Raw genomic sequence first — 24,680 nt, forward strand, 5'->3', positions numbered from 1 at the left:
TGAAATTGACTTTACCTCTTATCTTAAAATTTTTCAGGCCGGAAGTTCAATGATGAATTTGGCTCCCCTGGGCTGATTGTCCTGGACCCGGACCACCCCGTTATGATCGGATATAATAGAGTTCACAATGGCCAGCCCCAGGCCCATTCCGGATTGTTTGGTGGAAAAATAAGGTTCAAAGAGTTTTGTTTTCTCCTTGTCTGAGATGCCCTTCCCATTGTCGGCGATTTCGATCCTGACGATCTTCAGAATTTGATCATAGGAGACATCAATGAAGATGGCACCATTTTTGTTGACGGCATATACGGCATTGTCAATGAGATTGATGAAGGCCTGTTTCATATGCTGGTGATCCAGCTTAAGGGTGGGGATATCCGGGCTGAATCTGGATTGGATATCCACATTTTCCAGTCCCTCCCGATATAGGGCAATGGTTTCAAGGATAACGTTTTCGATGCGGTCCTTGGAAAAATTGGTGTCCGGGAATTTGGCAAAGGCCGAGAACTGGTTGACCAGGTTCCGGATCAGGTCCACATGCTCTACAATGGTATCGGCACAATTGGTGAAGATCTCATCATTGATCTCTTTTCCGTACTTTCTCTTGAGCCTCTGGGCAGACAATTTGATGGGGGTCAGGGGATTTTTCACCTCATGGGCAATCCGCCGGGCCACCTCCCTCCAGGCCACCATCCTCTGGGCTTTTTCAAGTTCGGTGACATCGTCAAATACCAGGACCGCGCCCACGGTTTTTCCGGAATCATCTTTTAAGGTGGAATAGTGCAGGGAAAAATGCTTGGGACTTCCTGAAATCGTTGCCGAAACGGGCATCTCAATGTGCTGCTGCCCCTGGGCTGCCTGGGCAAAGATCTTATCGGCCAGTTTTAAGTATTCCTGACTCAAGACCTGCCTGAAGTTTTGTCCCAGGATGCGGCGGCTCTGAATGGCCAGCATGGACTCTGCGGCCTTGTTCATGGTGGTGATGATGCCCTTGTTGTCAACTGACACCACTCCGGTTGAAACATTTCGCAGCACAATCTCCATATACTGCCGGCTCTTTTCCAGTTCAGCATATTGATGTTCCAGCATTTTCCCGGACAGGGCGATCTGCTCCCGGCCGGCGGCCAGCTGCTTGGTCATGGAGTTAAAGGATGTGATCAATGTCCCGATTTCATCATCGGTCTGAAAGTCTATCTGGTAATCCAGGTCCCCTTCGCTGATGCGCCGGGTGCCTTCGGCAAATTTCATGATGGGAACGGTAATGGATTTGGCCAGCTGGAATCCGAACCAGATGGCACAGAACACCACCAGAAGAGCCACAATGGACAGGGCGATATAATAGGAGATCTGGGCCGGTTTTTTGGTCAGCTTCAGCTGCTGGTACTCTTCGATTCCCGTGAGAATGGCCTTGAGGTTTTCGGAAAGCTCCATGGAAACAATGGTGGTGACCACGATAAACCCTTCCGCCTTGGCCGGAGGAGAGCCAAAGGGGATGGTGGCAACGGTTCTTAAGAATTCACCCTGGTCTATGGGCTGGTATATGGTGGTGCTGGACCGGGAAGGGGGGATCTTGGTCAACTCTGTTGTGGTCAGCGGCCCGAAATGGAGGGCTTCCACCTCATTGTCCAGGGAGAGGGATCTCCGTTTGGCGTCCGGGGAGTAAACTTCAACGGCATGGCGGTTGAATGCCCTCTGGATTACCTGGGTGTACCGGGTCAGATCTTTTTGATTCTCTTTTTCAAGAAGCTTTCTGGAATCGATCTGAAAAGCCCCCCGCTTGGCAAAGAACTCATTTTTTTCCTCGATATAGTCATAAAGTTTCTGGCCCACGGCCAGAGAGGAGTTCAGGGTCTGTTCCACCGGGGCGTTGAACCAGAAAGCAATGGATGTGGACAAAAACTGGATGGAGAAAAAGAAGAGCACGGTGGTGGGAAGAAGAGCCAGAACGATGAAGGAGATGATCAGCCTTGTCTTCAGCTTTGAGCCGAAGATGTTTTTCTTCTTTTCCGTATAGAGTTTGGCGAGGTTTCTGAAAACCAGGATCAGCAGGGTCAGCAGCAGCAGCAGGTTGATGTTGATCAGAATAAACATCAATACGGTACTGGAAAAGGGGAAATCGCTTCCAAAGGGCGTGATCTTTATTTCGACAAAGGTGAGAATCCCCACGATGAAAAGGATGGCGAGGATGAGAATCCCTTCTTTTTTTCTTCTGGATGCCCCGGAGGCTGGATTTCTTATCTCTTCGGTCATGGATCAATAGGTGAAATTTACCAGGTACCAGTCCGTTTTGACATCCCAGAAAGAGACAAAGAAAAAGATATTATGAAGGGAGAGGGGCAGGGTGACCTTGTCCAGTTCAGCCTTGATTCTGATCTGGTACTTGCCTCCCTTTTTAAGGTTTTCCAGGGGAATGATCTTGAGATTGTCGATTTCCGTCATCCAGGATTTGGCCTCTTCAAAGGACTGGGTTGCCGATGGTTTTTCATTTTTCCAGGGTCTGGAGACCGTGTACTCCTTTTTCAGGGAGTTATATTTCACCGTGGACTTTGCCCGGACTTCCGCAATTTTTTTATCCAGCCAGGAATCGCTGGTCTGGTAAAGGGAGACATAAAAAGAAAAGGTTGTAGGAACCCCGTTGTGGACCGCCTGGGTGATTTTATCGGTAAAGGCGTTTCTGACCTCAAAATATGTCAGCAGATCGTCCCGGGTATTGGCCAGCTTTATGTTGGCCAGGGTCGCCGTGTTGTCAGCAAGAGTCGTCCGGGGCATCATCAGACAGATGAAAAGTACCGGGTAAATCAGAAAGGATTTCATGGTCAGGTGTTTGATTCCATTTTGGCCGGTCCGGTTTCCCATGCATCTCTATTCTCAAGGAATCTTTTAATGAATGCATGGTTCAGGGTGTGGCCTGATTTATGGGAGATAATATGCCCCTGGATGGGCATGCCCAACAGGGAGAAATCCCCGAGGCTGTCCAGAAGCTTGTGACGGACAAATTCATCCGGATAGCGAAGCCCGTCCGGATTTAATATTTTGTCCTTGTCAATGACAATGGCATTGTCAAGGCTGCCGCCTTTGCCCAGGCTGAACTTTTTTAACAATTCGATATCCTGGATAAAACCAAAGGTTCTGGCATGGCTGATTTCCTTTTCAAAGTTGTTTTTTGCCCGGTCATAGGTGAGTTCCTGCTTTCCGATCAAAGGGTGGTCAAAATCAATGGAGCAGGTGATCTTAAAACAGGGTTCCGGAATCACCTCCACAAACTTGTCCCCCTGTTCCACACGCACCGGTTTTCTGACAATCATGAAGTGTTTGGGCCGGCCCTGGACGGCGACTCCGGCAGCGGTGAAGACCTGGGTGAAATCCTTTGCGCTGCCGTCCATGATGGGCATTTCATATTCATCCATCTCCACCAGGACATTGTCAATGCCGAGACCGGCAAAACTGGCCATTAGATGTTCAATGGTTGAAACAATGGCCCCGTTGCTCCCCAGGACCGTGGCCAGACTGGTATCGACCACATGTTTGAAAAGGGCCTGCACAGGCTGGGTGCCGGGAAGGTCCACCCGCTGGAATTTAATGCCGTGGTTTTCAGGGGCCGGTTTGATGGTGATATTGTTTTTTTTGCCCGAGTGAACCCCGGTGCCTGACAGGGCCACATTCCTGGCAATGGTCTTTTGTTTAAAGTATGTATCCATATTTGTATGTCTTGTTGCATTCAATTTTTAATATCTAGGTATATATATCTAAATTTACAGAACAAAGCAAAAGAAATGAGAAAATTCTTTGGTTCCCCATAAATTTCTGATAGATAAAATCAAAGCCCGGTCTTTAACTTAAAATCCCTTGCCCGGTTTCAGAAGGTGCCCCATGATCGCAAAAGTCAACTCATGCGCCGTTAACGGCATTGATGCCATTGTGGTGGAGGTGGAGGTGGACATTTCCTTTGGCCTGCCCGTGTTCAATATGGTGGGTCTGGCCGAGGCTGCGGTCCGGGAGAGCAAGGAAAGGGTCAGGTCTGCCATAAAGAATTCAGGCTACACCTTTCCCATGGACCGGGTGACCATTAACCTGGCCCCGGCAGATGTGAAAAAAGAGGGTACCGGACTCGATCTGGCCGTGGCCGCAGGGATCCTGAGTGCCTCGGGCCTGATTCCCATGGACGCTTCAAAAAATTATCTCATGGCCGGGGAACTTTCCCTGGACGGCCGGGTCAAGCCGGTCAAAGGGGTTCTGCCCCTGGCCCTGGCTGCCCGGGAAAACCAATACAAAGGGGTGATGATTCCCGTCGAAAACGCCCAGGAGGCCGCCATGGTCAGGGAAATTGAAGTTCTGCCCGTGGGGCGGCTTTCCCAGCTTGTGGATCATTTTGCCGGGCAGAATTTGATCCCTCCCTTCTCCCTGGATCCTGGTTTCTTCAGGAACGCTGCCGGGAGAGGCTTTGAAGGGGATTTTTCCGATGTAAAGGGTCAGATTCATGTCAAAAGAGCCATGGAGGTCGCCGCGGCCGGCCAGCATCATCTTCTGATGACAGGTCCTCCCGGATCCGGGAAAAGCATGCTGGCCAGGAGGTTGACCACCATCCTTCCCATGCTCTCCTTTGAAGAGATTCTGGAGGTGACAAAGGTCTATTCGGTCATGGGCATGGCCTCCGCCCGCCATGGAGGCATCCAGGGAAGGCCCTTTCGTTCCCCCCATCACACCATTTCAGATGCCGGACTGGTGGGAGGGGGCTCAAAGCCGGTTCCCGGGGAGATCAGCCTGGCCCACAACGGCATCCTCTTTCTGGATGAACTGCCCGAGTTCCGGCGGAACGTGCTGGAGGTCCTCCGTCAGCCCCTGGAGGACGGCCGGGTCAGTATTTCCCGGGCCGGGGTCAAGGCGGTGTTTCCCTGCCGCTTCATGCTGGTGGCCGCCATGAACCCCTGCCCCTGCGGATTTCTGTCCGATCCTTCGGGAAAGTGTTCCTGTACTTCCCACCAGGTTCAAAAATACCGGTCCAAGATTTCAGGTCCTCTCCTGGACAGGATTGACATCCAGGTGGAGGTCCCCAGGGTGAAATTCCAGGATTTTATGTCAAAGGAATCCGGGGAACCTTCTTCCCGGATCCGGGCCCGGGTGGAAAAGGCCTTTGAACTTCAATCCAAAAGGTTTTTGTCCCACGGGATTTTCAGCAACAGCCAGATGGGGTCAAGGCTTAGGGAAAAATTCTGCCCCATGGATACCGGCTGCCGGCGGATTCTGGAGCAGGCCTCAAAGGGGCTGGGCCTCTCGGCCAGGGCCTGCCATTCCGCTTTAAAGGTGGCCCGGACCATTGCCGACCTGGACTATTCATCAAAAATCAAGACCCATCACCTGGCCGAGGCCATCCAGTACAGGAGTTTTGACAGGGATCCCATGTGATATCCGGGGGTTTTAAATGATATTTAACAGGGAGCTCATTTTTTTTGTGTATGACATGATTTTTTAGTATAATTTAAGGTTCGATTTCAATGACCGGAAAACAAGCATCTGATATGGTAACTCTTAGGTAATGAATTTTTAATAAAATCTGAAAGGACAGGACGTGGATTCAGCAGATAAATTTTTATCAAAGGCGCGGAAGGGGTTCAATGGGATCAAGGTTTCGGACAGTCAGAAAGAATCGGCCCTCAAGTGGCTGGAGCTCTGGCTGAAAGAGGATGCGTTCATCGATTATGTTCCCCAGATCCACTATCTCATTGACAGGGAAGAATGGGATTTTCTGATTGATTCATTCTATCAGATTATTCCCTTTGGCACCGGGGGAAGGAGAGGTCCGGTGGGGATCGGTCCCAACCGGATCAATATATGGACCGTGCAGTCATCCGCCCAGGGTCATTCCCAGTATTTGATCAAAAAATACGGGGAAGAGGCAAAAACAAGGGGAATTGTACTGGCCTATGATGTCCGCTGCTTTACCGATGTTTCGGTTTACAATGCTCAGATCCCCAATCCGGTCATGAATCTGGACGGCAAGGGGCTGGCCATGGCGGCTGCGGAGGTTTACGCTGCAAACGGGATATCGGTTTTCCTGTTTGAGGGGATCCGGAGCACCCCTGAACTTTCTTTTTCCATCCGGCATCTCAAGGCCGTTGCCGGGGCTCTTTTCAGTGCCAGCCACAACCTGCCCACGGATAACGGCAAAAAGGTCTATGATAATTTCGGTGGACAGCTCATCCCTCCGGATGACCAGATCCTGGTGGATGAGGTCACCCATAAGATAAAAGATATCTTGAGAATTGCATACGAAGATGCCCTGGATCAAGGTCTGGTAAGCCTGGTGGGTGAAGAAATCGATGCTGCCTATCAGAAAGCCGCAGCCTCTGTCTCCCTGTCCGGGGCTAGGAGTGCCCGGGTGATTTTTTCGCCCCTGCACGGAACCGGGATCACTTCCGTATACCCGGTGCTCAAAAACCTCGGATTTGAGGTGATGCTGGACCCCAAAACCGAGAACATGAGCGGCGGGTTTGAAAATGTCACTTTTAACATTCCCAATCCTGAAATTGAGGCATCCTTTGATACGGCCCTGGCCTTTGCCGGAGTCGTGGAGGCTGATATCATCCTCAACACCGACCCGGATGCGGACCGGATCGGAGTCATGGCCAGGCACAAGGGTGAGTGGAAATTCCTGAACGGAAACGAAATCGGGATCCTGCTCACCCAGTTTGCCATTTCAAAGTACAGGGAGAAACAGATCCTGGGCCGGGACAATCTGATCGTGGAAACCATTGTCACCTCGTCCCTGATCAAGAAAATCGCGGAAGAAAACGGTATCCAATGCGTCAACGACCTCCTGGTGGGGTTCAAGTACATCGGCAGCCTCATGAACGAGCTGGAGGAAAAGGGCCGGATGGATGATTTTATCCTGGGGACCGAGGAGAGTCACGGGTATATTGCCGGCAATTACTGCCGGGACAAGGATGCATCCTGTGCGGCTGTCTGGGTCTGTGAGCTGGCATCGGAACTGAAAGATGAAGGCAAAACCCTGTATGGGTACCTGGGCGAGATCTATTCTCAATACGGGTACTGCCATAATTATCTGACGGAGATCCGTCTCCTGGGCGCAAAGGGGATGGAACAGATCCAGGGAATCATGGATCATCTCAGGGAAACCCGGATCGATTCCTTTGGCAGCTTCCAGGTCCTGGACAAAAAAGATCATTGGGAGGGCGAACCCCAGCCCCATCTCTCCCTTACCAATACCATCTCCAGGAACGTTCTGGTCTATGGACTCAAGGCCCCGGAAGACGGGGTCAGCATAAAGGTAACGGTCCGGCCCTCGGGAACGGAACCCAAGATCAAGATGTACTTTGAGGTGATCTCCAGGCCGGCCGGCCCCGGAGGTCTGAACCAAACCAAAGCCAAAACCGTTGAACTCAAAGACCGGATTGAAAAAGATTTCATGAAGTACTGCTACCGGCTCCTGGGGGCGGATTTCCCGGACAGGGGATTCCTTCTGTTCTGGCAGCTGCCCTTTATTGACAAGTTAAAGTACTTTGAAATTGAAAAGGACATCGTGGGGCTAAGGGGCATTGAAAACCCGGAAGAACGGAAAAACCGCCTGTATGAACTGCTGGGTTTCCTGGGCTCCAACCCCGTCGACAAAATCGATCCGGCCTTCAAAGCCAAATTTGAAACGGGCATTTTGGAGTATCTGGGAATTCAGACAGGTTCCTGACCTTGCTTTACAATTTTTTTTACGTCCTTATAATGTCGGGGAACTGACAACATACGATTGATTAAAAAAAGAATGATTAAAAAAGATATATTCAACAGAGATGTCAAAGCCCTTTTCCAGGCCTCGGCCAGGGACAGGATCCATAGGTTTCTCATGGCCGGGGATCAGATCCGGGGGGCCGTGGTTCATACCACCCGGATGGTGAATGAGATGAGGGCCAACCATGACCTGGGGCCCCTGGAGACCCTGGTGCTGGGACAGGCCTATATCGCCTCGATCCTCATGTGCTCCGGTCTCAAGGGAAAGGAAAGGCTGGGCATAAATATCCAGTGCTCCGGGCCGGTCAAGGGCCTGGATGTCGAGGCCAATGTATTTGGGGAAGTCCGGGGCTTTTTAAAGACCGGCTCGATTGAGGTGGAAGATCCAAAACAGGTGAAGCGCCTCTCCTCCCTTTTCGGTGCGGGCTTTCTGACCGTGACAAAGTACCTGGAGGATTCTCCGGCCCCTTATTCCGGACAGGTGGCCTTGGAATACGGCAGTATTGCCGAGGATCTGGCCAATTACTTCCTGGTCTCGGAGCAGATCCCCACGGGATTTAAGCTGAGTGTTTTCTTTGATGATACAGAAGAGGTCACCGGCGCCGGCGGGGTGTTTCTCCAGGCCATGCCCGGGGTGGATCCCCATGAGGTGGCCAGAGCCGAGAAGATCATCCAGGAAATCGAGTCCCTGGGCCAGTCCTTTGCCCAGGGGACCCGGCCTCAGGATTTGATCCTGGATGAATTCGCAGATTTAAAGCCCAGGTTCCTTGACAGTTCAAGGGTTGAATTTTTCTGCCGGTGTTCAAGGGAGGGCATGGAAAAACATCTGAAGGGACTCCCGGAACAGGAAAAGAAAGATATCCTGGATCAGGAGGAATTCCCCCTTGAGGTTCGCTGCCATAACTGCAATTCGGTCTACCGGTTTACCCAGGGGAATATCCGTTCTTATCTGAACTGAGATTCAAATTTAAGGATTTCCAGACTTTTCCTTGCAAAAGGCAGTGGATCTATTATAAATAGCCATAGTGCTCAAAAGTTATGTAACAGCTATAATTAAGCTAAAAATATGAGGTTAATCCCATGTGCAATCATTGCAGCGACCACACCCATGACTCCCATCACCACCATCATCCCGAGATTGTCCAGCTCATGCCTGTTCAAAACAATCTCTATGCGGTGGTTCATTCAAATCCTTCCCCGGAATTTTCAGTACAGACCGGCAAAAATAATCTAAGCCTGGTTCCCGTTCTTTTCATGGGATTGATCCGCCACGGGGAAAAGACCATGGTAGAGGGGTTCTTCGCTTCAAGCTCCATCCAGTCGTGTGAGGATCTGGAGGGATTCAGAGGATATGCAGCCTCCCTCGAGGATGCGGAAAAATTGTATTCTTAAGGATGAACATTCCTAAATTAAGGAGGATCTATGCATAAACTTTTAAGGGATACCCCCGGAGAGAAGATCATGCTTCTGGGGAACGAAGCCATTGCCAGAGGAGCCATTGAGGCCGGAGTGGCCTTTGCCACTACCTATCCGGGAACCCCTTCATCGGAGATCTCCCTGAATCTTTTCCAGATCTCCCGGGAATCAGACCTCTACTTTGAATATTCCACCAATGAGAAGGTTGCCCTGGAGGTGGCCGCGGCTGCAGCCAATTCAGGTCTGAGAACCTTTTGCATGATGAAGCATGTGGGCCTTAACGTGGCTGCAGATCCCCTCATGACCCTGGCCTATGTGGGCGTGACCGGGGGCATGGTGATCCTGAGCGCCGATGACCCCTCCCTGTTCTCCAGTCAGAACGAGCAGGATAATCGGTACTATGCCAAGTTCGGCGGGCTTCCCATGCTGGAACCCTCTTCCGTGGCCGAAGCCAAGGAGATGATGCCGGCGGCATTTGACCTGTCCGAATCCCTGAGACAACCGGTTCTCATGAGGACCACCACCCGGATCAATCACTCCAACGCCTTTGTCACCTTTGGCGAACTCAGGCCGCGGAAAACCAAAGGAAAGTTCATCCGGGAGCCACTGAGATGCGTTACTGTGCCCGCGGTTTCCAGGGGACTTCATGCCAAGCTGCTGGAAAAGCTGGGCAGGGCAGGGAAGATGTCCGATTCCTCCGAATTTAACTTTATCCGGGGAAAAGGCAAACTGGGCATCATTGCCAACGGCGTCAGTTTCCACTATGCCGAGGACGGGGTCAGAGACCTGGGAATCGAAGACAAAACAAGCATCTTCAGGATGGGCTTTTCCAATCCCATGCCGGAAACCAAGATCAAGGATTTTTTAAAGAAATGTGAAAAAGTCCTGGTGATCGAAGAGGGCGAGCCTTTCATGGAAGAGGCGGTTAAGGCCATGGCCCAGGAAATCGGCGTCACCATCCCCATCAAGGGGAAAACTCCGGAGCTGTTTTCCCGGCTGTTCGAGTACGATCCGGCCATGGTCCGGGAGAAACTGGCTTCCTTTTTCGAGGTGGATTATACCCCGCCGGAAAAAATAGACGTTTCCAATGTCCCGGAAATCCCCAACCGGCCTCCCAATCTCTGTTCGGGCTGTTCCCACCGGGCCACATTCTATGAAGTCAAGCAGGCGGCCAAGGATATGGACGTGATCCATCCCACGGATATCGGCTGCTATACCCTGGGATTTCTCCCTCCCTTGAACATGGGGGATTTTGTCATCTGCATGGGGTCTTCCGTCAGTACCTCCTGCGGATTCTCAAAGGCAACGGATCAGAAAGTGGTCTCCTTTATCGGGGATTCCACCTTTTTTCACTCCGGCATCACCGGCCTGGTCAATGCCGTGTTCAATAACCACAATTTCACCCTGGTCATCCTTGAGAACGGGATTACGGCCATGACCGGCCACCAGCCCCATCCCGGGGTTGAAATGGAAAAATTCGGCATGCCGGATCAAGGACAGATCAACATTGAGCAGCTTGTCCGGTCCCTGGGTGTGGAACATGTCTCGGTCATCAAGCCGTTCAAGGTCAAAAAAAGTATCGAGACCATTAAAGAGGCCCTGGAATTCAAAGGTGTATCCGTCATCATCTCCCAGGAACCCTGTATCCTGTATGCCAGGAGCATGAAGATGAGATCTGCCAGGCCCTTCATGGTCACGGACAAGTGTACGGACCATAAGGACTGTATCAACAACATTGCCTGTCCGTCCTTTTTCATCCAGGACGGAAGGGTCTCCATTGACGCCGATACCTGTGTGGGCTGTGCCGTATGTGCCCAGATCTGCCCTGAAAACGCCATCCGGCCCCTGAAGAACTAAATCAATAAGGAAGAGGTATAGATAATATGGAAACAACCAGACTGATCATCGTAGCAGTGGGCGGACAGGGCAATCTTCTGGCTTCCAAGGTGCTTGGGGAGGCAGCCTTGATCTCGGGGGTTCCCGTCAGGATGAGTGAAATCCACGGCATGGCCCAGCGGGGTGGCGTCGTGGAATCCGCCATCGTCTTCGGGGATGCGGAAAGTTCCATCATCTCCGACGGTGAGGCTGATATTCTTCTGGGATTTGAACCGGCCGAGACCCTGAGGGCCCTGAACCGGTGCAGCAGCCGTACCATGGTCATCACTAATACCGCTCCCCTGCCGCCCTTTACTGTCTCCATCGGCAAGGGGGAGTATCCGGATGTGGATCTGATCAAGAATCTCATCCGTCAGAAAACCGGAGGCCTGGTGGCCTTTGATGCCATGAAGCTGGCCAGGGAAGCGGGCAGCCCCATGAGTGTAAATATCGTCCTGGTCGGCGCCCTGATCCGGTCGGAGGTTCTTCCATTTACCAAACAGGACGTCATGGAGGCCATTAAGAGGCGGGTGAAACCGGCATTTCTGGAGATGAACCTCAAGGCTTTTGAGCTGGGGTATGAAGGGGCCGGGGAAACCGTGGAAGCCTAGGTGTTTGAACGGCAACCCACCCATCTGCAGCCTTGCTGCAGAATTCTAAGATCCTCACGTACTCCGGTACGCTCCGGTCCTAGAATCCCTTGGGCCCTGCATCTGTGAAAGTTCTCGTCCAAACACGGGGTTCCGCTCAAATCATAAAACCCAAATGAACGCTATGGTTGAGAACAATCCTTTTTTTCCGGGAATAAGGTGAAACATGGCAGACCAAACCAAGGTAAATTCCCGTGTTCTTATCCTCTGTGCCACTGAGCCGGAAATGGCGCCTTTTCTGGACCGGCACGCGCCTCGGTACATGGGCAGGGTCCGGTCCGGGGGAAAACTCTTCTCCGGGAGTCTGGGGAAAATGGATTATCATCTCCTGATTTCAGGTCCGGGGGTCTTTAACACCGTCCACGCTCTGAGCATTTTCCTGGAGGAATCTGTCCCGGATTTCATCCTGGATACCGGAATCGCAGGGATTTTTCCTGAATCCGGCCTTCTGGTGGGGGATATCGGTCTGGCCGCCCGGGAGCAGTACATTCACACCGGAATCCAGAACGGTAATACCATCCCCGCCCCCCTTCCCTTTGACCTGATTCCGGACCTTGAATCCAGCCGTCAGGGCATCTATCCCGTGGATCCTGCCCTGATTGAAAAAGTTTATGAAGGCCTGAAATCCGGGCTGAACAATGTCCGGGTTTTCAAGGGACGGTTCATTACCGTGTCCGCTCTTACCGGAACAAAGTCCGAGGCAGAAAAGATCCATGCCGGTTTTTTCCCTCTGATGGAGGCCATGGAAGGGGCCGGGGCCGCCCATACGGCCGCCCTTTACCGGGTGCCCTTTCTTGAGGTCAGGGCCGGGTCCAACATCGTGGGAGAGAGGGATAAATCAAAGTGGAACATCCCCCTGGCCGCGGACCGGGTCTGCCGGATCTGTGAACAGGTCACGGCCCTGTCATGAAGTATATCGATTCCCACTGCCATCTCCACGATGAAAGAATCCAGGGGGATATCCCCGGGATCCTGGCCCGGGCCGAAGAGGCCGGGGTAAGGTATATGGTCTCCTGCGCCACCATGGAGAGCAATTTTAAGAGAACCCGAAGCCTTTCCCGGGAATACGGATCCATCCTTCCCTGCTACGGGATCCATCCCTGGTTCCTGGATTCATTGTCGGACCGGTGGGAACAGGTTCTGGGCGAACAGGCAGCCCCTGAGCCCTGCGCCATCGGTGAGACCGGCCTGGATTTCATGGACAAGGCGGCGGACCGGGATAAACAGATCCGGGTATTCCGGTTCCACCTGGAACTGGCCAATACCCTTGGCCGGCCCGTCAACATCCATATCCGAAAGGCCTGGGATGCCCTGATTCAGATTCTCAAGAAATCAGGACCCCTGAAAACCCCGGGACTGATCCATTCCTATTCAGGGTCTGCAGATCTGATCCCGGTGCTGGAAAAATTTAACCTCTATATCTCCTTTTCAGGCTCCGTGACCCGGCCCAATGCCAAAAAGGTGGTCAAGGCCGTCCGGGCTGTATCCAAGGACCGGATCCTTCTGGAAACCGATGCGCCGGATATCTATCCCAGCCTGGATGAGCCTGCCGGAAGCACTCCCCGTCTCAACGAGCCGGCCAACCTGGTTCCCATTGCCGGGGCTGCGGCCCGGATCCGGGGGATGAACGTTGAAGAACTGGCAGAAACTGCCTATGATAACAGCCTGAAAATATTCAGTCCCGTGTTGCCCTGAGGAATGCCTGTGGATCAGTTCGCCCGCATAGAACAGCTTTTAGGCCCCAAAGCCCTGGAAAAGATCAAAACGGCCCGGGTGGCGGTTTTCGGTCTGGGAGCCGTGGGCTCCTTTGCCCTGGAAGCCCTGGCCCGGTCCGGTGTCGGTTATCTGCGCCTGGTGGATTTTGACCGGGTGGATGCCTCCAATATCAACCGCCAGCTCCTGGCCCTGCACTCCACCCTGGGCCGGGAAAAGGCGATCCTTGCCCGGGACCGGGTGCTGGACATCAATCCGGACTGCCGGGTGGAGATTTTTTCCGCATTTGTCAATGCAGAGAGTCTCACAGAATTGCTCACCAAGGATCTGGACGTGGTCGTGGATGCCATTGACGGACTCAACTCAAAGGTCAATCTGATCTTCGGAGCCCGGGAAATGGGACTTGAGGTGGTGTCCAGCATGGGAGCCGCCGGAAGAACGGAAATTTCCATGATCCGGACAGGGGATATCCAGGACACCAGCGTCTGCCCCCTGGCCCGGGTGGTCCGCCGCCGCCTCCACCGGAGGGGCCTTTATCAGGGGGTGACCTGTGTGTATTCCATTGAAAAGCCTTTGAACAAACAGCCCTTTAAGGAGGACGACTTCTCAGAGGCCCTGCCCGACCATGGCCGGTCCCGCCCGCCCCTGGGCAGTGTTTCCTGGGTGCCCGGGGTCTTCGGCCTCACCCTGGCCGGAGAGGTCGTCAAAAAGATTTTGAAATGAAGCCTGACCGGCAGACCAAAGGGGTCAGGCTTTTTCAGTTTTCATAAAGAGGATGCCCAGGCCAAAGGAAATAAAAACCGTTCCTGAAATCCGGTTGAACCACGGGATTCTGCGACCGTCCGTCAGCCAGGCTTTGAGGGAATGGGCGCTTTTGGCGTAAACGGCCAGGGCCAGAAATGACAGGACCATGAACGTGGATGTCAGGATGGCAAACTGCAGGGGAACCGGCCTGGACAGGTCAAGGAACTGGGGGAACAGGGCGGTGAAAAAGAGGATCGCCTTTGGATTGGAAAGGGCCACAAAGAGTCCCTGAAGAAAGGTTTTCCGCCTTTCCTGAACAGGGGGATGATCAGGGTCTTCCAGGTTCGGCCAATCTGCATTTGAGAACCATTGCCGGATTCCCAGATAGATCAGATAAAATGCCCCCAATGTCTTTAAGAGGGCAAACAACAGGGCCGAGGTTTTCAGGACCGCTCCCAGTCCCAGGACAGCTGAGCCCGATACGATCAAAAGCCCCGTGATATTTCCAAGAGATGAGTAAAGCGATGTCTTAAATCCGTACCGGATGCCGTTTGTCACCGCCAGCAGAACGGCCGGCCCGGGGCTGATCACCCCCACAAGGGCCAGTCCGAAAAAGATAAACCAGGTGGAACCTTCCATTTGCAGAACCCTCCTTTGGGGACCCTTTGAAATCGGATGAAAAACCTCCCATGCCCCTTTGATTCGGTACAGGAAAATTCATTTCTCTTTTCCCCATTCCTTGTATGGATCATTGTTCGCTTTCTTTTCAACCCAATAAAATAATTTTTCCGGTCATTGTCAAGGGACTCCTGGGAAAAGGTCAGGGCAATCACATGCAGATCCGCCGGCCATTGGCATGGATCTTCCACTGCATTCTCGCCGGCCTGTCCTGGGCGGCTCAGAGGATGCCGGTGTCCGGCCCCGTCCCTGGGGGCTCCTTCGCACTTGCGTATTTGCATGCGCTTACCCAGGGGAAAAGACAATTCCCCTTGCCGGGGATGTACCGCTGTATTTTTTAGGATGGTATTGAAAACCGGATAAACTTCATGGTATGGATATTTCGGACGAATTGTTTTTTACTTTTTATCAACAACGCCAAAAGGATTTTCCATGTCATCTGACAGAGCGTTTTTTTCTACATCCCCGCCTCCTCCCTCTTTCTAAGATAAAGGCCTTTACCGGCCGTTTTACTTATCTTCCAAAGACAAAAGACCGGAGATTTCATCAGGCCTGAGATTTTGAAATCATCTGCCTGACAGGCTGCGGCCTGTCATCCGGTTCCATGCAAGCTCAAAAAAACTGCGTGCAGGATCCTCATCTTTACATCCGGTCTTGTCTTTAATCCCATACAATTCAGGGTGCCCCTGGGAACCGGAATTCGGGTTCCGGTGCAGGACAGAGAAAAATTCCAACCCCGGATCTGATCCAACCGTCTGCTTGGATTCGGGGACCCAATTTTTTTGGATGTCCACACCGGACCCAGCCGGGTGATCAGAGGCAGCCCTTAAACGGAGAATCATGATGCTGAAATATAAAATCCTTCCCTGTCTGGCGGGATCTGTCTTTTTGATGATGGTTGGTGTGGGGATGATCGTGGCCGAGCTTCCCCGGAAAATAATCGAATTAACCGGTTCAGGAGATCTGGTCGGTTTCCTGGCCTCCTCCTTTGCCGTATCATATGTTCTGTTCCAGGTTCCACTGGGCAGCCTGGCCGATAGAATCGGTTTCAAACCCCTCCTGTTCGGGGGATATCTTATATGTGTCTGTACCGGGGTGCTCTACTATTCATCCCAGTCTCTTCTTTTAATTTTTACGGCCCGGTTTTTCCAGGGGCTGGGGGAGATCCCGGTCTGGGCCCTGGCTCCCGCTCTGCTCTCCATTGGGTATCCCCTGGCAAAGGGCCGGGCCATGGGGATATACAATGCCGCTTTACATCTTGGACTGACCCTTGGGCCGGTTCTGGGCATCCTCCTGGGCAGCCTTATCCCCCGGGATCTGAAATTCCTGGTTTATGCGGGTTTATGCTTCCTGGGTGCCTGGGGGATCCAGGCCGGAATCCCCAACCTTACACCGGGAAGGGGGTTTCAAAAAACCTGCCTCTCCCCAAAAGAGATGATCCCGATCCTATCCCAAAGCATGCCCCTGATCACCCTTTCCGGGGTCTCATTATACGGGGCCGGATATGGTATCTTTATCACCGTGCTTCCGGTGTTCCTGATTTCAGAAAAAGGATTTTCCCCCTTTGATGTCAATCTGTTTTTCTCTGCCTTTTACGTGGGCCTCAGCTTTTCCCAGGTGATAACCGGACGCATGTCCGATATCTTCGGCAGAAAAGGGTTTATGATTTTCGGACTGACCCTGGCCTCTGTTTCCCTTTCCGGAGCCCTGTTTTTAGAGCCCTGTATTGTCCTGCTGGGGATTTCCAGCCTGGGATTCGGTGCTTTTTCCCTTTCCTCCCTTGCCTTTCTTTCGGAAATGGTGGAAGATTCTCTGCGGGGAACCGTCTCGGGCGCATATTTTCTGTTCTGGGGCCTTGGATATTTTTCCGGCCCCTTGATCATCAATGGTCTGGATTGTTTTATGGAGATCCGTCATGCTTTTCTTGTCTTTTCATTTTCATTGCTCATCCCTGTTTTCCTATGGTTTATTTTCATGGGCGCCGGCAGATTCAGAAACCGGGTCAAAAAGGAGGGGGTATGACGCCTTTTTCCAAGGATATTGAAAAGCCCCGGGGCCTCAAGGCATTGGTCGAACAGATCCAGGATCTTGTTTTTTCCGGCCGGAAGGGGGACCGGCTCCCCTCGGAACGGGAACTTGCCGGGATTTTTCATACCGGCCGTCCGGTTGTCCGGGAGGCCCTGAGGATACTGGAAGTCAAGGGCTTGATCCGGATAAGGCCGGGCAGGGCAGGAGGGATCTTTATCGCATTGGGCATGGACCAAATGGTGACCGATCATCTAAAGCTTTTGATGCAATCCAGGAGAATCTCTTTGAACCATCTTGTGGAGTTCAGAAGAGAACTTGAGGGTCAGGCGGCTCTCAATGCAGCAATAAAAGCGGATGACAAGGACATTCTCCAATTGAAATCGGGGATTGAGAAGATAAGAGAGTGTGCCGCCGGCCCCGGAAAGGATGTTCCGGGGTTCATACGGGCGGATACGGATTTTCATCTAAAATTGTCCATGATCGACGGGAACCCCTGTAATACGCATATATTGCAGGCCATATATAATTTGAATGAGTATTTCGGCAGATTCGTCCGGATCGGTAAATATGAAATTGAAAAAAACCTGGAGGATCTGTCCAATCTTCTGGAGGCGGTTTTAACCCATAAAGGAGAGGCGGCAAAGTCCCTGGCAGTCAAGCACATCAACAGGTTCAAAAGCTATCCGGATTTAGGTTATCTCTAATAATTAGAATTTTGGTTTGAGTTCAAGGCGCAGGAAAATTTTAACCGTAGGAATATATTGAATATTTCGAGGATTAAAATTTTCCTCTAACGCAGAAATCGGGTCAAAAGGCAATTAATAGAGGTGGCCTTTGGCATTCAGGCCAGCTCCAATTCCCACAACTCCTCGGTCAGTTCCTGACCCCAGATCTGATGGGTCTGGGTTTCCGAGGGCCTGAATCCGAACCGACGATAAAGCTGCCGGGCCACTTCCAGGTTGCTGATGGTCCAGAGGATGATCTTTTCATAGTTTTTCCGCCGGGAGAATTCAACGGCTTCGCCAAGGAGTTTTTTTCCGAGGCCCTTTCCCCTGGATTCAGGTTCGATCAGGAACCACCTGAGTTGTGCCGCGTTTTCACCGGTATCCACAATGGCAATGGAGCCAATGGTCTCCATATCCTGTTCCGCCACCCAGAGATGCTCTTTTTCAGGGTTGTACCGGGTCACAAACTCTGACAGCCCTTCGGCCACATAGGCATCAAAGGTCGCGTCAAATCCATAGGCCCGGGAGTAAAAAAGAGCATGCCGATAGGTGATATACCCAAGATCCCCGGGCCGGTGGGATCTGAGGGTAAACATGGGTGCCTCCGGGGATTCTCCTGTAAAGATCTGCTGGATGGTGTCCATGGCACGGATAAGCCGGTCATGGTCCTCCCGGGTGGTGTGGGTAAGGGAGGAATTGATCTGAAGGTTGGACATCTCCTGGAGCCGGTAAAGTTCGGATCTGCCCGAAGAGGTGAGATGGAGCACCTGTTTCCGGGTATCTTGGGGAGATTTCTTTTTGAGGAGAAGGCCTTTTTTCTGGAACCGCGTCAAGATCCGGCTCAGGTATGCCGGATCCATGCGGAGTTGTCTGGCCAGATCGCTGGATACGAGATCCTTGCCCTGGGCCAGTTCAAAGAGGATTCTTGCCTCGGCCAGGGAAAACTCACTTTTAAGAAGTTTATGATCCAGCAGACCGAGAACCTGGGTATAAAACCGGTTGAAACCGCGGATCTTTTCAATATGGTTTAGATGCATGATTTGCTCCCGAAATCAGGTTTAACCGTTGGTTTGCATTGCATAATCTCTATTTTAATTGACTTTGTCAAGTATTCTGTGGATAAAATCAAACAAAAAAGGGTGTCTGCTCCAGACACTCTTCTCGCCTGCAAAAATGAAAATTCTCTTTCCAGAAATTCCGGATTTGCCGGATATACTTTCGTCCCGGATGAAAAGATCTTGCAAATCGTAGATATTCTCTGGAATAATGACTGATCCGGAAAGAAGAAAACCAAAGTGCTCATCCGGTTCTTTGATTTTTTGCGCTCTATATTCCGGTCAACCATGGGAGGAAAAGGGAATGGAACCAAAAACAAGGGGGAGAGAGGTCATTCCAAAATTTCATTATGCCTGGGTGATCGCCCTGACAGGCATGGCCGTACTCTTCTCCTGCCTGGGCCTGGGCCGGTTTGCCTTAGGGATGCTTCTGCCCTCCATGGGAACCTCCCTGAACCTGAACTATTCCCAGATGGGGCTTATCGGGACGGGTAATTTTGTGGGGTATATGATTTCCGTGGTTCTGGCAGGGATGATTGCCCGGTCCATGGGCGCCAGGAAGACCATTTTCCTGGGGCTGATCCTGGTGGGCGGTTCCATGGTATGGATCAGCCGGGCCACGGGATACATGGAAATCCTGGTGCTTTACCTGGCCACGGGAATCGGATCCGGCCTGGCCAATGTCCCCCTCATGGGGCTGGTCTCCCATTGGTTCCTGAAAAGCAACCGGGGCCGGGCCGCCGGAACCATGCTGTCCGGAAATGGAATCGCCATTGTATTTACAGGGATCTTCATCCCTTGGATAAATGCCTTAATGGGAAAGGAGGGCTGGCGGACCGGCTGGCTGATCTTCGGGATCATCTCCATTTTTATCGCCGCAATGGCAGGGCTGTTTCTACGGAATGATCCCCGGGAAAAGGGACTTGCCCCTTTGGGAGAAACCGGGAGAGATCCTCTGCCGCTGAATCCGGATTCCGGGAAGGAAAAAGAACGTCATCGATGGACCATGGTTCATCTGGGATGTATCTATTCCCTGTTCGGGGCCACCTATGTGGTCTATGCCACATTCATCGTCACAGCCATGGTCAAAGAAATGGGATTTGGTGAGAATACGGCAGGCAATTTCTGGGCCGTGGTGGGTGCGCTTTCCATCTTTTCAGGCCCGCTGTTCGGAGGGCTCTCCGACAAGTTGGGAAGAAGGGCGGGCATCATGATCGTGTACGGCCTGTTTACCCTCTCTTATATCCTTGTGGCTGCGGATCTGCCCCAGGGGTTTTTGTATGCATCCATCGGTATCTTCGGTCTGGCCGTCTGGAGCATCCCGACGATCATGTCTGCAGCCGTGGGGGATTATGCCGGACCGGAGCAGGCGGTAAAGGCTTTCGGTTTCATCACCTTGTTTTTCGGAGCCGGACAGATTACCGGTCCTGCCGTTGCCGGGATTCTTGCAGATCTCACCGGAACATTTTCCACGGCCTTCTGGCTGTGTGCCGTATTAACCGGATCTGCCCTGGTGATGGCCTATTTTCTCCGGCCGCCTTCTGATTCCAATACCTGAAATCCGGCAGATCTTTATCTTTACCCGGAATTGTCTGTAAAAGATTTTGACTTCCCCGAACAGGTAAGTTAGTATCACTCACCAAAGATGAACCATAACCAGAGGCTGGCCATGAAGCATAAAGGCAAGACAAATCCGCCGGGGAGGATCAGGATCATGAAGGCCCTTTCCGGATTGATGATGGAAAAGGACTTCAATTCCATTACCACCGCTGAAATCGCCAATACGGCAGAGGTGACGGAAGCCCTGATCTACAAGTACTTCAGGGATAAGAAAGATCTTCTTTACCAGGTGCTGGATGGCCTCTTTTCCGAATTCAATTCAGGCCTGGAACGGGAAATAAAAAGAGAAAAAGGCGCCATCGAAAAAATCAGGGTGATAATTTTAAAAAGCCTTGAAGAGTATTCCGCCAACCGGGTATTTGCAAAGATGCTCTTTCTCGAGGTCCGCAGTTCCCCCCGGTTTTTCAAATCCAAGGCATATCAAAATATTAAAATCTATGCCGGGGGACTTTTAACTATCATCGAAAAAGGTATAGAAGAGGGGGAATTAAAGGCCTCCATCAATCCCTTTACCATGAGAAAGATCATTCTCGGGGCCATTGAGCATGCCTGTCTCGGAGAGATCATATTCAACCGTGACCTGGATATCCAGACCATTACCGATGAAATTTCCAATATTCTATTTGAAGGGGCCGGAGCATGATGAGAAAAGATCAGATTCAACCCTATTTTAATGAAAAATTGTCCTCGGGTTCCCATGCCGTGACAGAGGAAACGGCCAAGGAAATCTTTCAGGTATTCGGGATTCCAGTGGTGGAGGAAATTCAGGTTTCAACTCCGGAAAAAGCCGGACAGGCCGCAGCATCCATGGAAACGCCCCTGGTGCTCAAGGGCATTGTCCCGGGGTTCCTCCATAAGACAGAATCCGATCTCGTCAGTCTGGGGCTTCAGAATCAGGAACAGGTCGTCAAGGCCGCTGAAAAGATGAGCGCCCGGATTGGGAACAAAATCGAGGCCTTTTTACTCCAGCCCCAGATCCAGGGGAAAAGGGAGTTTGTGGCCGGCATGTTCAAGGATCCACAGTTCGGTCCGGTGATCATGTTCGGCCTGGGCGGGATTTTCACGGAAGCAATCCAGGATATCGTCTTTAAAATCGCCCCCCTTTCCGATGCAGACATGGAGGACATGTTCGCCCGGATCACTTCCCGCCGCCTGCTCGGGGAGTTCCGGGGAGAAAAAGCCGTGGATACCCGGGCGCTAAAATCCGTTCTCAAGGGGATTTCAGATCTGATCACGGCCCATCCTGAAATCAAGGAGATCGATATCAATCCTTTGATCATCACTCCCAGCGGGATTCCCATTGCCGTGGACGGTCTGATCATCCTGGACTCTGCCCCTCAATCATCCCCTTCAGAGACCCGGGCCGACCTAAAAGCCCTGGGGGCCAGTTTTTACCCCAGGTCCATCGCCTTTGTGGGGGCCTCGGCGACTCCGGGAAAGTGGGGACATATCCTTCCCTCCAATGCCCTTTCCCGGGAGTATCAGGGGAAGATCTTTCTGGTGAATCCCAAAGGAGGGGAAATCATGGGTCAAAAAGTCTATCCCTCCCTGGACGAGATCCCCGGACCTGTGGACCTTGCCGTGGTGACCATCCCGGCAAAAAGGGTCATGGACCTGATTCCCGCCCTTGAAAAAAAAGAGGTCAGGGGGATGCTCCTGATCACTTCGGGATTCAGGGAAGTAGGGGAAAAGGGGGCTGAGTTGGAACAGGCCCTTGTGGAAAAAGCCAGGCAAGCCGGGATCATGATCATGGGCCCCAATACCATGGGAATGTGCAATCCCCATGTGGATCTCTATTGCACGGCAGCCCATGCCTACCCCATCGCCGGCTCCACGGCCCTGGTCTGTCAGTCCGGCAATATGGGGACCCAGCTTCTCGCCTTTGCCGAACAGCAGGGCATCGGTATCAGAGCCTTTTCCGGCTCCGGGAATGAGGCCATGGTCACCATAGAAGATTATATGGAGGTCTTTGAAGTCGATGATCTCACAAGAATCGTGGTCCTGTACATCGAAAGCGTCAAGGACGGGAAACGCTTCTTTGAAAGTGCCAAAAGGGTTTCCCGGAAAAAACCGGTTGTGGTGCTCAAGGGCGGAAGAACCCGGATGGGAGGCAGGGCCGCTGCCAGCCATACCGGGGCCATGGCTTCCGATGCCAAAGTCTTTCAGGCGGCCTGCGGCCAGGCCGGGCTGATCCAGGTGGAACAGCCCATGGAACTGCTGGATCTGTCCGCTGTTTTTTCATCCCTTCCCCTGCCAAAGGGAAACCGGGTGGCCATCATGACCCTGGGCGGAGGCTGGGGAGTCATCGCCACGGACCTCTGCACAGAGTACGGCCTGGAGGTTCCGGCCCTGACCCCCGATATTGTGGAACGGCTGAGCAATATCCTGCCGGATTATTGGAGCCACGGCAACCCCGTGGATATCGTAGGTGAGACTGACCTGGAAAAGGCCAAATCCTGCATGGAGGAGCTGCTCAGATGGGAGGGATGCGATGCCGTCATCCACCTGGGAATTCACGGACAGCGAATCCTGGTGAAAAATTTCGTGGCCTCCATCAAAAAGGTGGATCCGGATTTTACCGAAGATCAGGGCCTTGCCTTTAACCAGGCAATGGTCGGATCCGAAGAAAAATATATCCGGCATATGGTGGATCTGACCGAGAAATATCAAAAGCCTGTTCTGGGGGTCAGCCTCCTTACGGACGAACTGAGCCGGACCCTCTACCGCTTTGACAATAAGGAGTATAAAGGAGTCTTCTTCCCCTCCCCGGAAAGGGCGGTCAAGGCCCTGGCCGGCATGTGCCGGTATCGTGGATGGCGGCGGTCCCAGGGGTAAACGGCTTGTCTGGGGTTGGGAAAAGAAAACATGTTTTACGTCTTTTCAACGATTAGTTCAGCAGGTAACAGGGATAATGAATGGATACGAGATGATTGGCGAATATCAAGGAGCAAGGACAGCTTGACTTGACCCGTTTGTCTATCACCAGATTGAAAGAAGGGGATATTTATTGATTCTGAATACGGGGTGCTACTTTCTGGCGCCCAACCAAGTCAAAAAAGAAAAAGGCTTGCGCTGATCTGGGCATCTATGATTTAGATCTTTATGGCGGTACTCGATATTCGACTACTACTGTCATCGTAAAAGAACTCGGAAAGGATAGGGTTCGCAAATCTTCTGGCCACCATACGGATAAAGCTTTTGATCGGTATTGTCAGATTATAGACGAAGATACTTTTGATTCAGCCCAGATAATGGCTAAGATTCGAGGAAGAATTATAACTTTTGATGTTGAAAAAGGAAAGGTTCCTGAAAAGTAAAAAATATTTGAAATTGTAAAAATTAACTATCTCTATTTTTTAAATTAACTTGACAATTTTGCTATGATTCGAGACTCTTAAATTAATAGCCTCGAATCATCTTATAAGAGAATGAGAAATGAATATTTGGGAACCTGACAAGATACTTTTATTTCTTGTGTTTTTTATTCCCGGATTTGTATCTATTAAAGTCTATGAACTCATCGTCGCATCTAAGTCTCGTAATTTTTCAACTTCTATCCCTGAGGCTGTTGGTTATAGTGTTTTAAATTTTGCTGTATTTTTTTGGTTAATATTTTTGATAACTGTACCAGATTTTAAAATAAATCATCCGATCCTTTATTTTTTATGTATCATCCTAATATTTTTTGTGGCTCCCACGATATGGCCAGTTTGCTTTATTTGGATCTTTAAATTTAAAGTTATTAGAAAATTTATTCTAAATCCGATAAAGATGCCTTGGGACGATGTCTTTAATCGTAGAAAAGCTTATTGGGTTATAATACATTTAAAAGATGGACGTAAAATTGGGGGGAAGTATGGTTTACAATCGAGAGCCTCTTCATTCCCAAATCAACGACAGATCTATTTACAAGAATTATGGAAATTAGATAGTAATAATGGATTTCAAAAAAAAATATCAAGAAGTGGGGGCGCACTTTTTTTTGAAGATGAAATATTAATAATTGAATTTTTTAATTGATCAGGGGGTGTCATGGAAGGAAAAAAGGAAGAAAAAGATATAACTATTCTTGAAGACGATTGGTGCTATAAGGATTCATATCAACCTACAGAAGATACTACAGACAGTAGTGATCCTCCTAGTGGGGGTAGTGGAGTGCCAGAAAAAAGTGATGAATAAAGATGATCTTCCTTTAGGCCGCACCATTTCTGCACCACCTAAAAAACAATTATTTTTAATTATTTCAAGATGTTGTTGGCACGCCCGGAGGGATTCGAACCCCCGACCTATGGATTCGAAGTCCAGCGCTCTATCCAGCTGAGCTACGGGCGCACAGGTGTTTGAAGTCGAATTTTAATACCATAAAACGAGGAAATCTGCAATTGAATCTCCGGTTTCGCAGGTCAAACTATAATAAAAGTAAACTTCCAGAAAATCCATCA

The 24,680-nt window shown here is 51.2% G+C and carries 21 protein-coding genes and 1 tRNA gene; 16 read left to right on the top strand and 6 right to left on the bottom strand.

Annotated elements, in window-relative coordinates:
* Positions 1-33: 33 nt before the first annotated feature.
* From F608_RS0119165 to lpxC, 3 genes are read right to left on the bottom strand one after another with little or no spacing between them, the layout of a single operon-like run.
* Complete coding sequence (locus F608_RS0119165; protein ID WP_022667293.1) at positions 34-2,247, bottom strand: ATP-binding protein; 2,214 nt, start codon at positions 2,245-2,247, stop codon at positions 34-36.
* A gap of 3 nt (positions 2,248-2,250) precedes the next feature.
* A complete protein-coding gene (locus F608_RS0119170; RefSeq protein WP_153307548.1) occupies positions 2,251-2,811 on the bottom strand; it encodes a DUF4390 domain-containing protein in 561 nt (186 codons plus the stop codon).
* A 2-nt stretch (positions 2,812-2,813) separates the two neighbouring features.
* Complete coding sequence (lpxC, locus tag F608_RS0119175; RefSeq protein ID WP_022667295.1) at positions 2,814-3,695, bottom strand: UDP-3-O-acyl-N-acetylglucosamine deacetylase; 882 nt, start codon at positions 3,693-3,695, stop codon at positions 2,814-2,816.
* 172 nt (positions 3,696-3,867) lie between these two features.
* Between lpxC and F608_RS0119180 the strand changes: the two genes are divergently transcribed.
* The 9 genes from F608_RS0119180 (at position 3,868) to F608_RS0119220 (ending at position 14,111) form a co-directional block, all read left to right on the top strand.
* Positions 3,868-5,400: a YifB family Mg chelatase-like AAA ATPase gene (locus F608_RS0119180; protein ID WP_022667296.1), complete on the top strand. Its 1,533-nt coding sequence runs from the start codon at positions 3,868-3,870 to the stop codon at positions 5,398-5,400.
* A 163-nt stretch (positions 5,401-5,563) separates the two neighbouring features.
* Positions 5,564-7,696, top strand: coding sequence for a phospho-sugar mutase (locus tag F608_RS32605; RefSeq protein ID WP_022667297.1), 2,133 nt, complete (start codon positions 5,564-5,566; stop codon positions 7,694-7,696).
* A gap of 72 nt (positions 7,697-7,768) precedes the next feature.
* Entirely contained in the window at positions 7,769-8,692 is a 924-nt protein-coding gene (locus F608_RS0119190; RefSeq protein ID WP_022667298.1) for an Hsp33 family molecular chaperone HslO, read from the top strand.
* 122 nt (positions 8,693-8,814) lie between these two features.
* Positions 8,815-9,126 (top strand): hypothetical protein, encoded by a 312-nt coding sequence (locus tag F608_RS0119195; RefSeq protein ID WP_022667299.1) that lies wholly within the window; start codon positions 8,815-8,817, stop codon positions 9,124-9,126.
* Positions 9,127-9,156: 30 nt separating this feature from the next.
* Positions 9,157-11,007 carry an indolepyruvate ferredoxin oxidoreductase subunit alpha gene (gene iorA, locus F608_RS0119200; RefSeq protein ID WP_022667300.1) on the top strand — a complete coding sequence of 617 codons (1,851 nt, stop codon included), beginning with the start codon at positions 9,157-9,159 and terminating at the stop codon, positions 11,005-11,007.
* Between the two features lie 26 nt (positions 11,008-11,033).
* Positions 11,034-11,636: an indolepyruvate oxidoreductase subunit beta gene (locus F608_RS0119205; RefSeq protein ID WP_022667301.1), complete on the top strand. Its 603-nt coding sequence runs from the start codon at positions 11,034-11,036 to the stop codon at positions 11,634-11,636.
* A gap of 205 nt (positions 11,637-11,841) precedes the next feature.
* Entirely contained in the window at positions 11,842-12,585 is a 744-nt protein-coding gene (mqnB, locus tag F608_RS0119210) for a futalosine hydrolase (protein WP_022667302.1), read from the top strand.
* Positions 12,582-13,370, top strand: a complete 789-nt coding sequence (locus tag F608_RS0119215) for a TatD family hydrolase (RefSeq protein WP_022667303.1) — start codon at positions 12,582-12,584, stop codon at positions 13,368-13,370. Before mqnB ends, F608_RS0119215 begins: the two co-directional genes overlap by 4 nt.
* Before the next feature lie 9 nt (positions 13,371-13,379).
* Positions 13,380-14,111 carry a tRNA threonylcarbamoyladenosine dehydratase gene (locus F608_RS0119220; RefSeq protein ID WP_022667304.1) on the top strand — a complete coding sequence of 244 codons (732 nt, stop codon included), beginning with the start codon at positions 13,380-13,382 and terminating at the stop codon, positions 14,109-14,111.
* A gap of 24 nt (positions 14,112-14,135) precedes the next feature.
* Here the strand turns inward: F608_RS0119220 and F608_RS0119225 are convergent, their stop codons facing one another.
* Positions 14,136-14,771: a LysE family translocator gene (locus tag F608_RS0119225; protein ID WP_022667305.1), complete on the bottom strand. Its 636-nt coding sequence runs from the start codon at positions 14,769-14,771 to the stop codon at positions 14,136-14,138.
* Between the two features lie 882 nt (positions 14,772-15,653).
* On the opposite strand from F608_RS0119225, the gene F608_RS32610 reads away from it, so the two are divergent.
* The gene (locus tag F608_RS32610) at positions 15,654-16,832 is read left to right on the top strand and encodes an MFS transporter (RefSeq protein WP_051148603.1); all 1,179 of its coding nucleotides are present in this window, start codon (positions 15,654-15,656) and stop codon (positions 16,830-16,832) included.
* Positions 16,829-17,542 (top strand): FadR/GntR family transcriptional regulator, encoded by a 714-nt coding sequence (locus tag F608_RS0119245; protein ID WP_022667309.1) that lies wholly within the window; start codon positions 16,829-16,831, stop codon positions 17,540-17,542. Before F608_RS32610 ends, F608_RS0119245 begins: the two co-directional genes overlap by 4 nt.
* 137 nt (positions 17,543-17,679) lie before the next feature.
* Here F608_RS0119245 and F608_RS0119250 read toward each other — a convergent pair whose 3' ends face one another.
* Entirely contained in the window at positions 17,680-18,600 is a 921-nt protein-coding gene (locus F608_RS0119250) for a bifunctional helix-turn-helix transcriptional regulator/GNAT family N-acetyltransferase (RefSeq protein WP_022667310.1), read from the bottom strand.
* A 322-nt stretch (positions 18,601-18,922) separates the two neighbouring features.
* Between F608_RS0119250 and F608_RS0119260 the strand changes: the two genes are divergently transcribed.
* The 5 genes from F608_RS0119260 to F608_RS36265 all read left to right on the top strand — a co-directional run bounded on the left by F608_RS0119260 (position 18,923) and on the right by F608_RS36265 (position 24,417).
* Complete coding sequence (locus F608_RS0119260) at positions 18,923-20,176, top strand: MFS transporter (protein ID WP_022667312.1); 1,254 nt, start codon at positions 18,923-18,925, stop codon at positions 20,174-20,176.
* A gap of 111 nt (positions 20,177-20,287) precedes the next feature.
* Positions 20,288-20,881 carry a TetR/AcrR family transcriptional regulator gene (locus F608_RS0119265; protein ID WP_027362916.1) on the top strand — a complete coding sequence of 198 codons (594 nt, stop codon included), beginning with the start codon at positions 20,288-20,290 and terminating at the stop codon, positions 20,879-20,881.
* Entirely contained in the window at positions 20,878-23,073 is a 2,196-nt protein-coding gene (locus tag F608_RS0119270) for an acetate--CoA ligase family protein (protein WP_022667315.1), read from the top strand. Before F608_RS0119265 ends, F608_RS0119270 begins: the two co-directional genes overlap by 4 nt.
* Before the next feature lie 600 nt (positions 23,074-23,673).
* Positions 23,674-24,258 (top strand): DUF6338 family protein, encoded by a 585-nt coding sequence (locus tag F608_RS0119275; protein ID WP_022667316.1) that lies wholly within the window; start codon positions 23,674-23,676, stop codon positions 24,256-24,258.
* Between the two features lie 12 nt (positions 24,259-24,270).
* Positions 24,271-24,417 (top strand): hypothetical protein, encoded by a 147-nt coding sequence (locus tag F608_RS36265; RefSeq protein ID WP_022667317.1) that lies wholly within the window; start codon positions 24,271-24,273, stop codon positions 24,415-24,417.
* A gap of 76 nt (positions 24,418-24,493) precedes the next feature.
* Here F608_RS36265 and F608_RS0119285 read toward each other — a convergent pair.
* Positions 24,494-24,570, bottom strand: a tRNA-Arg gene (locus F608_RS0119285).
* Between the last annotated feature and the right edge of the window lie 110 nt (positions 24,571-24,680).

The sequence above is a fragment of the Desulfospira joergensenii DSM 10085 genome, from assembly GCF_000420085.1.
Classification (GTDB): domain Bacteria; phylum Desulfobacterota; class Desulfobacteria; order Desulfobacterales; family Desulfobacteraceae; genus Desulfospira; species Desulfospira joergensenii.